Annotated in this window: 6 protein-coding genes and 1 CRISPR repeat array; of the genes, 3 read left to right on the top strand and 3 right to left on the bottom strand. The window is 61.5% G+C overall.

Annotation, left to right across the window (positions count from 1 at the left end; all coding sequences use genetic code 11):
* Nucleotide 1 precedes the first annotated feature (1 nt).
* Nucleotides 2–686: direct repeats of the CRISPR family, unit length 25 nt; unit sequence GCCGGGATTGGAATCAAGGCAAAGC.
* Nucleotides 687–1,148: 462 nt separating this feature from the next.
* Genes ACILSI_RS11455 through ACILSI_RS11445 form a run of 3 tightly spaced genes read left to right on the top strand, consistent with a single transcriptional unit; the run spans nt 1,149 to nt 3,543 of the window.
* Nucleotides 1,149–2,396, top strand: coding sequence for a hypothetical protein (locus tag ACILSI_RS11455; RefSeq protein WP_395722013.1), 1,248 nt, complete (start codon nt 1,149–1,151; stop codon nt 2,394–2,396).
* Nucleotides 2,380–3,105: a MotA/TolQ/ExbB proton channel family protein gene (locus ACILSI_RS11450; RefSeq protein ID WP_395722012.1), complete on the top strand. Its 726-nt coding sequence runs from the start codon at nt 2,380–2,382 to the stop codon at nt 3,103–3,105. The genes ACILSI_RS11455 and ACILSI_RS11450 overlap by 17 nt, the downstream gene beginning before the upstream one ends.
* 18 nt (nt 3,106–3,123) lie before the next feature.
* Nucleotides 3,124–3,543, top strand: a complete 420-nt coding sequence (locus ACILSI_RS11445; RefSeq protein WP_395722011.1) for an ExbD/TolR family protein — start codon at nt 3,124–3,126, stop codon at nt 3,541–3,543.
* Nucleotides 3,544–3,629: 86 nt separating this feature from the next.
* On the opposite strand, the gene ACILSI_RS11440 is transcribed toward ACILSI_RS11445, so the two are convergent.
* The 3 genes from ACILSI_RS11440 to ACILSI_RS11430 form a co-directional block, all read right to left on the bottom strand.
* A complete protein-coding gene (locus ACILSI_RS11440; RefSeq protein WP_395722010.1) occupies nt 3,630–4,235 on the bottom strand; it encodes a L,D-transpeptidase family protein in 606 nt (201 codons plus the stop codon).
* A 27-nt stretch (nt 4,236–4,262) separates the two neighbouring features.
* Entirely contained in the window at nt 4,263–5,339 is a 1,077-nt protein-coding gene (locus ACILSI_RS11435) for a Gfo/Idh/MocA family protein (protein WP_395722009.1), read from the bottom strand.
* A 105-nt stretch (nt 5,340–5,444) separates the two neighbouring features.
* Nucleotides 5,445–8,300 carry an autotransporter domain-containing protein gene (locus tag ACILSI_RS11430; protein WP_395722008.1) on the bottom strand — a complete coding sequence of 952 codons (2,856 nt, stop codon included), beginning with the start codon at nt 8,298–8,300 and terminating at the stop codon, nt 5,445–5,447.
* Nucleotides 8,301–8,427 lie beyond the last annotated feature (127 nt).

Below are 8,427 nucleotides of genomic sequence, written 5' to 3'. Positions count from 1 at the left end.
CGCCGGGATTGGAATCAAGGCAAAGCTGGATAGACGAAGGCGACGGCGACAACTCCACGTTGCCGCCGCCGGGATTGGAATCAAGGCAAAGCAAGAGAAGTGGTAACGAGAGAAGTGGTCCAACGTTGCCGCCGCCGGGATTGGAATCAAGGCAAAGCCGTGGCATGGTGTGAGGCTGGACGCGGCAAACGTTGCCGCCGCCGGGATTGGAATCAAGGCAAAGCAGAAAATACCGACGGGACTCTGTTGAAGTCACGTTGCCGCCGCCGGGATTGGAATCAAGGCAAAGCTGGCGCAATCGGCGGCGCTGCCGAAACGCTACGTTGCCGCCGCCGGGATTGGAATCAAGGCAAAGCATCACCGGCATGACACCGCTGCAATGGCAGACGTTGCCGCCGCCGGGATTGGAATCAAGGCAAAGCTCTAAAAGGGTGTTGAGTGTGTGGGTTTGAACGTTGCCGCCGCCGGGATTGGAATCAAGGCAAAGCAGAGACCAAACAACAACTGAAAACAATATGACGTTGCCGCCGCCGGGATTGGAATCAAGGCAAAGCTGGAGTCTCGAACGTCGCGAGCACAGTCGTACGTTGCCGCCGCCGGGATTGGAATCAAGGCAAAGCTGTTGGGCTGGTCTGCTGAGGATGTCATAGACGTTGCCGCCGCCGGGATTGGAATCAAGGCGATATCTAAACAATGAAAGAGGTTCAAGCGTCGCGCAGTTTGCCCCGAAGGGGTGGGTGGGCGGGAGTTGGCGGAAGGAAAAAGCCCGGTCGGAGGACCGTCCCCGGCGCATCCAGCGTGGGCTTCCTTACCAATCCACATCCTGCCCGATCTTCTGGTCGGGAAAAGATGCCAGGCATGATGCACACCTCAAGGAGAGGCTCTTTGCAAGCGCCTGGGCGGTTCCAAACCGCCCTTCCTTGGGTCCCGGAGCAGCACCGCCAGAGCTGAGGAAGGCGCGAGAGATCTGATCCCAATCCTCTTGCGTCTTCTTGAACTCTCGCGGTGCGTCCTCAAGGAGAGGCGCTTTGCAAGCGCCTAGGCGGGATGTCTCTGGCAGCCGGTCGGCAGTGGCCCGCCGTCGCCGTGAAGTGACCTGAATCAGCGATTGATTCCAGGCGGCGGGAAAGCACTATGCAGCTCCCCAAGTGACCGCTTCTCCTGACAAAAACCTGCGCATCGCCATCACCGGATCGTTGGTGGTGCATGCGCTGCTGTTTTTGCTGCTGGCGTGGATGTTTGCCGGTGATGCCGCCCGCAAGCTGTGGCAGCAGGCCGTCACGCCGCCGAAGGAGAAGGAGGTGATGCTGCTGTTTCCCGAGCAGCTCATTCCGGAGCCGGTGATGCTGCCCCCTGCCCCGCCACCGCCGCCGAAGAAGGAAGTGTACATCCGCACTTCCCAGAACGAGACCGCGGCCACAGCGCCCAAGAATGCCCCCTTCATCTCCGACCGCAACACCACGGCCTCTACGGTCAAGGCACCCGCGCCAGACGCCACCGCGCCCATGCCCAGCATGGACGGCCTGAAGCTGCCCACCAAGGACATGGCCGACCGTGATCACAAGGATGGCGAACTCAAGGACGATGCCCGTGCCAAGACACCGGCGGGCCAGGTGGCGATGCTGCAACCTCAGCCGCCGACGCCCCCTTCCCCGCCTACGATCTTGAAGCCGAAGGACGCCGCTCCGCCACCAGCGCCGGTCGAGCCTCCGCCGCAAAACGTCGCCAAGGTCGTGCCGGAATCCACCCCGCTGACCAAGATGATGGAGGAGGCGGACAAGGCGCTCGCCAGCGTGGACAAAAACCGCCTCACCATTGAGATGAAAAAGGCGGAGCGAGCCGAAGAAGCGCCACCGATGCCGCAGATGAAGGTGCCGCAGACGCCTCCGTCGCGTGAGATCGCCCAGACGCCCCCGGAAACCCCTGAACAACCCATTCCCAAGGCCATCCCCGTGATGGAGGCGGAACCCGTCACCCGCACCACGCCGAATCAGGCTCCGGACTCCTTCGTGCCCTTCACACGCATGCAGCAGACGAAGGGCACGATCTCCAACCGTGGCAGCCAAGTGTCCGTGGACGCCGAGGAATCCCCCAAGGGCCGCTACATCCGCCAGGTCACCGGCCAGGTGGAAAAGAAATGGCACATCTACCGCCTGCTCCGCCGCGATGGCGTGACCTACGGCAGCCTGGAGGTCGTCTTTTACGTCAACAAAAAGGGCAAGGTCGAGGATCTGCGGGTGGTCAATGACAAGGAGTCCAACCCCGTGCTCACCGGTTTCACCATCCAGGCCATTCGTGACGCTCAAATCCCGCCAATCCCCAAAGATGTCCTGCCCTCGCTCCCGATGAACGACCAGGAGCGCCTCAAAGTTGAATACAATGTCCTCATTTACTGACCTCCTCCTGCCTGCTTCGCCTCTGCTCGCCATCACTGGACCCGCCAATCCTTCTGGCATCCAGCTCGTGTGGGACTTCCTCGCCACCGGCGGCTTCGTCATGGCTCTGCTCGTCCTTTGCTCCATGGCCGCCATCACCGCCTCCATCCTCGCCTGGCTGCAATTGCGCGCGCACGTCATCATGCCCAACGCCGTCGTCAGCCAGCTCCGCTCCATTCCCAACTACGCGTTGAAGGGCGACATCCGCCCCTTGCAGGACTTTCTGGAGCGCGATGGCTCCATGCTCTCCCGCCTCGGCTCCATGGCCATCAGCGGTGCATTCACCAGCAAGCAGGAATGCCACGCCGCCTGCGACATCAAGGCCCGCGAGGAAATTCACAACCTGGAGCGCGGCATCCCGCTGCTGGAGGTCATGGTCACCGTCGCTCCTCTGCTCGGCCTGCTCGGCACCACTGCGGGCCTCGTCGGCATGTTCTCCGCCTTCGGCACTGGCGGTGATGGCGGGCCCGACACCGCCGCCATCGCCCACGAGATCGGCGTCGCGCTGCGCTGCACCATCGCCGGACTCTTCGTCGCCGTGCCCTCCGTGCTCATGCACACCTACTTCGTGCGCCGGCTCGATGCCCTCGCCGTGCGCATCGAGTCCGTCATGCAGGAGACCATCCAGCACTTCTACCAGCACTTCGAGGTGCAGCGTCCCGCCGCCTGATTCACCGCCCGCCTTCTCATGAATCTGCGTCCCCGCCGCCGCCCGGTGCCCACCATTCCCATCGTGTCGCTCATCGACATCATGGTCATCCTGCTCATCTTTTTCGTCGCCACCACCACCTTCAAAAAAGACAAGACGCAGGTCAAAATCACCCTGCCCGAGTCCAAGTCCCTCGGTGGCAGCTCCGAATCCCCTGAGGCCCGTGTCGCGATCAGCATCACCAAGGAGCAGAAAATCTTTCTCGACGGCCAGCCCGTTGAACTCGACAAACTCGCCATCGCCATCACCTCCCTCAAGGAAGCCAAGCCCGGCATGAAGCTCGAACTGGAGGCCGACACCACCGCCGCTCTCGGCATCCTCGTCAAAGTCTGGGACGCCCTCCGCGAGGCAGGCTTCAGCATCAACGACGTCCCCGCCCGGATTCAGAGGGCGAATTGAGCCACCTGGCGTTTCCGCAGCCCCGCTTGGAGGGAGGTGCTGATTACCGATGGTCATCAACATCAGCCTCGATAGGCAACTAGCTCTCACCTCGGCAATTGATTCGGCGCGGGCACCTTGCCGGTCACGATGTCCACCCTGGCACCGGGTTTGATCCACCGACACAAATCGATGATGTCTGCGGAGGCCATGCGGATGCAGCCCCAGGAGGCGGGCGTCTCCAGCTTTCCCTCGGCAGGCGTGCCGTGGATGTAAATCGAGCGTTGCAGGGTTTGGGAGTTGCCTTTCTCCCGGCCTTTTAAAATGAGCACCCGTGTCACGATGGGATCGCGCCCCGGCGCGTTCACCGGCACGATCTCCCCGGTCGGCTGGCGGGCTTTCAGCCGTGAACCGGTCGGCAGCCCCTCCCCCACGATTTTCACGACCTCCAACTGCCCCAGTGGCGTCCGGCCAGAGCCCGGCTTGTCGCCCAGACCGAACTTCGATGTGCTCACGGGGTACATTTTCCTCGGCTTCTGCCAGTCAAAGGTGACCATCTTCTGCTGCGCCACGCCAATCACGAGCCGTTGCGGCGCATCCTGCTCAGACTTGAGGACCGCCACGCTAGCCACTTCCTGAGACATGCGATGCCCGCAGGCGGCCAGCGAGAGCGCCAGCAGCGGCATGCACAGGCTTTGAATCCAAGATCTCATGGTGGATGACTGCGAAATTAACCATGATTACGCCCCCACCAGCCTCAGGGTCCGCTTTTCCTTCGCGCTTTGGAAAGCGGTATCGACGATCTGCTGGCCCACGCGTGAAATATCGAGACGCAGCGGGCCGATCAAAGGCGCGCCGGTTTCGAGGTGGTGAATGACGTGCTCGACCGGGTTGCGGTTCGGCGCTTTCACCTCGTCCACCGGCACCTCGAAGCCCTCGGGCCGGGCACGGGTCTGCACGCGGATGGTTTTCTCGTAGTCGTAGCAGGAGATGGTGCCGTCGGTGCCCTTGAGAACGAACCCGCATTTCGGCTGTGGCTGAAAGGTCCAGGGATCGGTGAAGGTGCCCCAGCGCGTCTCGCTTTTGCTCAAACCGAAGCTGTAACGGATCACGGCCACCGCATGCTCATCCACCTCCAGCCCGGCGGGCTCGTCCCAGACGCCGGTGACTTCGAGGGGGCTCTTGCCGCCGAGATGCCAGGTGCCCAGCGTGGTGCCGTAGCCCATGTAATCCAGCAGCGATCCCCCGCCCTGCTTGGCGCTGTAAAACCAGCTCGCGGCCTTGTCGGCGGCGCTGGGTTCTTTCTCGATCTTGTCCGCGCCGTGGTACAGCGGCCCGCGATTGCCGCCGTGGTGATGAAACTCGCGCACCTCGCCGATCATGCCTTCCTGGATCAAACGATGCGCCGTCTGCTGCCCGGCGTCCCAGACGAGCGGCCAGTTCACGGTCAGCAGCTTTCCATTTGGCTGCATCGCCGCGATCATCGCATCCGCCTCGGCCAGCGACCCCGCAAACGGCTTCTCCATGATGATGTGCGTGCCGTAAGGGGCGATTTTTTCCACCCACTCGCCATGCTTCGATGCCGCCGGGCAAAGAATCACGATGTCCGGCTTGGTCTGCTCCATGCAGGCCCGGTAGTCGGTGAACACCTGCTCCTGCGTGAGACCAAAGTTCCGTGCCGCATCCACCAGACGCTCCGGCTGCTCATCGCTGATGCCCACGATCTCAGCGTTGGCATGCTGCGAGGTCTGCCGCAGCAGGTCGCCCATGTGAAAGTGATCGAAGTTGATGCCCGCCACGCGCCATTTTTTGCTCATAAGGAAGCGCATCGAAGCCGAAGCGAAGGCGGATGACAATCCAAATCCCATTCACCCGGGAAGTGGTCTCTCCAAGCACATGGCGAGGGAGCGGGGCTGCGAAGTTTACCAGGCCACACGGAAGCCTGCGATCAGGGTATGGCTTTGGTAGTTGCGGCGGAACAGCTCCGCCTGGTAGGCGAAGTAGATGGCATAGCGGCTCCAGGCGACATTGAGGCCCGCAGTGACGAGGGCGCTGTCACGTCCGGTTTCGGGACCATGCACGGTAAAAGGGTTGCCCGCACCGTTGGCGAACTGAGATGTCATGGGGAGCCGGGTGTCTTGAAACTCATGCTGCCAGTGCAGGCTGAGAGATGGGGTGACTCTGGCATCACCGCAAAGGGTGGTGTAGGCGGCACGCAGGCCGATACGTGAACGCAGGGAGTCCTGATGCTGTGAGGGAAAGCGCAGGGGCTGCAAGGAGCCGGTTTCTTCGAAGCTGTCGATGTTCACAGCCGTGTAGCGCAGGGAGGCCATGGGGGTGAAGGTCCATTGATTCACATAGAGGTCGTAACCAGTGCCGAGATACATGTCGAAACTGGTGCTGTTGGGGCTGCCCTGGGCCGTGCCGCCGAGCGCACTGCGCCGGGTGTCATAGCTGTTGTAGCTGCCGCCGACCAAAAACTCGGTGTAAAAGGCACCGCTTAGATACATGGCGTACACGGCTGCGCGCATGCCGTCGGCAGTGAGTGAACCGCCTTCCGTGAGATCGCTGCTGGATCGTGCGTAGCCAAGGGTAGCTCCAAGGACCCAATGCTCGTCCAAGCGCACATCGCCACCGATGGTGGTGCCGACAGATTGCACGTCGAAGCCATTGGCGTTGGAGGTATCTCCGAGGCTGGCGTATTGGCCGGTCGCGTTGGCAAAGAACCTGTATTGGATATCATCGGTCGAAATGGAATGGGAGAGCCTACTGCCAAGGATGACTTCTTTGCCGCTGCCGGAGTACTGGGAATGGCTCCAGCCCGAGTTGCGGATGGAGGCAAGGCGCTGCTGCACGCTGAGTATTTCGGTGTCGAGCTGGGCAAAGGCGATGCTGTAGATCGCGGTCAGCTCTTCCGGGGCGATTCTTTCGAGCTCCTGCGGGACGGCGTTGATGTTGAGATTGTTGAGATAGGCGAGCACCGCAGACTGACGCACATCGGTCAAAGCGCTGTCCAGCGCGCCAGCCGTGGCGGTTTGATTCGGCGTGAGCTGCATGAGGCTCAGGGCGTTTTCCAAACTATTCTGCACGGCATTCACGAACACAGCGGTCGGGGTGTACACGACGACGAGCTTCACCAATGTGCCTGGACCGGCGAAGGGATTGACCACCGTGCCGAACTGACCTGTGACGCTGCCTGCGTTGATGATGTCAAAGCTGTCTCCCAAGATCGGGCGTGCTCCGCCGGGCATGGCGATTTGCAAGGTGCCGCCGAGGCTGGCCGCTCCAGTGATGAGCAACTGATCATGGTTGGTCGGGGTCACAAGCTGGGTAACGAGCAGGCCACTGCCGCCCTGGGTGTAAGTGCCGGTGATGGTGAGCGCTCCCACGGCAGCACCAGGATTGACGGTGCCAAAGTTAGTCACAGCGCCCGTGATGCTGCCACTGCCGCCGAGATTGCTCCCGAGCAGGACATTTACCGTTGGTGAAACGAGGGAGCCGGACACAAAGAGCGTGCTGCCTGAGGCGGTCGTGGTGGTGCCGGTGGCGGTGAAGACGCTGCCGGTGCCGATATTGAGCGTGCCAGCATTGATGTTAGCAGGACCGGTGACATTGACCGCGCCGGTGACGCCCAGGGTGCCTGTGCCAGCCTTGGTCAGACTGCCGGCGCTGCTGACCGCGCCAGTGAAAAGTGCCCCGGCAGTGTTGCTCACCGTCACCCGAGGTGCCGCGCCTGTGAGTGACAGACCGCTGGAGATCGTGAGCAGCCCTGCACCGCTGCTGACGGTGATGGAGGGGTCGCCGGCAATGGTCAGTGTGTTGGCTCCAGCGATGGTAACGGGTGCCGTGTCATTGATCCTGAGAGTGTTGATCGTGAAATCGGCCCCGAGTGTGGTGCTCTGGTTTACCGCGCCTGTGGCGGAAAAGGTGATGTTATCCGCCACAGTGGGGATGAGCCCTGACGCAGTGCCTGCCAAGTCGCTGGCCCAGTTTCCAACCGTGGTCCAAAGCCCGCTTGTTGCGCCCAGCCAATGCGTCGGCCCACCCACCAGAAGCGGCACGATCGTGATGGTGTTGCTGTCCAGCGTCACCGCACCATTGATAGCCAGCGCACGCCCGTTCAAGCTGGCGCCGGTGTTCAGGGTGATGGATGTGTTCGCCATGATCGTCCCTGAGAGAGCTGAGTTCACCCCGAGAGTGGCAGAACTGCCGACCTGCCAGAAAATGTTCCCCGCCTGGGCACCATTGATCAAATTCACCGAACTACCGACCGAGGTGATGAGCGTGGAGCCTGCTTGAAAAATCCAGACCGCATTCGGATTGCCCAGCGCATCGAGCGTCAGGATGCCCGTGATCCCAAAGGAACTGGTGTCCGTGTGTACGCCGGGTGCCAAGGTAAGTCCGCCGAGATCAAAAATCGGCGCATAGGTGATCGTCGGCAGCCGACCTGCGGCGTCATTGTAAGCCGTGAGCAGATCGCCTTTCCCAACCAAGGTGACGGCATCCCCCCCATGATTGGTCCCAGTCAGCGTTACTGTGCCAAAGCCCGTGATGGTGGAGGTTGGCAAATATCCCACATCTCCAATGATGGTGGTGGGCCCCGTGTTGGTAATCCCCGAGCCTGCTAGAACACCGAAGTTAGAGGCCTGTCCCAGTAAGACCGGCGCTTCAGCGCCCGAGAGTTGGGACTCGGTGAGTGCTGCGGCAATGAGGATGAATAACCGGGGGCTTCGCGTTATGATTTTCAGCAAAGACTTGAGGGCGCTGAGGATATTCATAGGTCAGACATGGGAGTTGTGGCTTGCTATCCATGACCCCTACTCGTGCCGAGGTTTTACTGTCCATGGGGTCAATACCCCAAATGCTTTGCTCGGCAGAGGAATCACCGAGAGAGATTGACGTGGA

Origin of the sequence: Prosthecobacter sp. (genome assembly GCF_044232965.1) — a bacterium.
Lineage (GTDB): Bacteria > Verrucomicrobiota > Verrucomicrobiia > Verrucomicrobiales > Verrucomicrobiaceae > Prosthecobacter.
Note: the sequence above shows the minus strand (reverse complement) of the source record. Positions and strands in the feature narration are given on the sequence as shown.

What these genes read in the sequence shown, in the direction of transcription:
- ACILSI_RS11450 (WP_395722012.1), top strand. Translation starts at nt 2,380, where the DNA reads ATGTCCTCATTTACTGACCTCCTCCTGCCTGCTTCGCCTCTGCTCGCC.
- ACILSI_RS11445 (WP_395722011.1), top strand. Translation starts at nt 3,124, where the DNA reads ATGAATCTGCGTCCCCGCCGCCGCCCGGTGCCCACCATTCCCATCGTG.
- ACILSI_RS11440 (WP_395722010.1), bottom strand. Translation starts at nt 4,235, where the DNA reads ATGAGATCTTGGATTCAAAGCCTGTGCATGCCGCTGCTGGCGCTCTCG.
- ACILSI_RS11435 (WP_395722009.1), bottom strand. Translation starts at nt 5,339, where the DNA reads ATGAGCAAAAAATGGCGCGTGGCGGGCATCAACTTCGATCACTTTCAC.
- ACILSI_RS11430 (WP_395722008.1), bottom strand. Translation starts at nt 8,300, where the DNA reads ATGAATATCCTCAGCGCCCTCAAGTCTTTGCTGAAAATCATAACGCGA.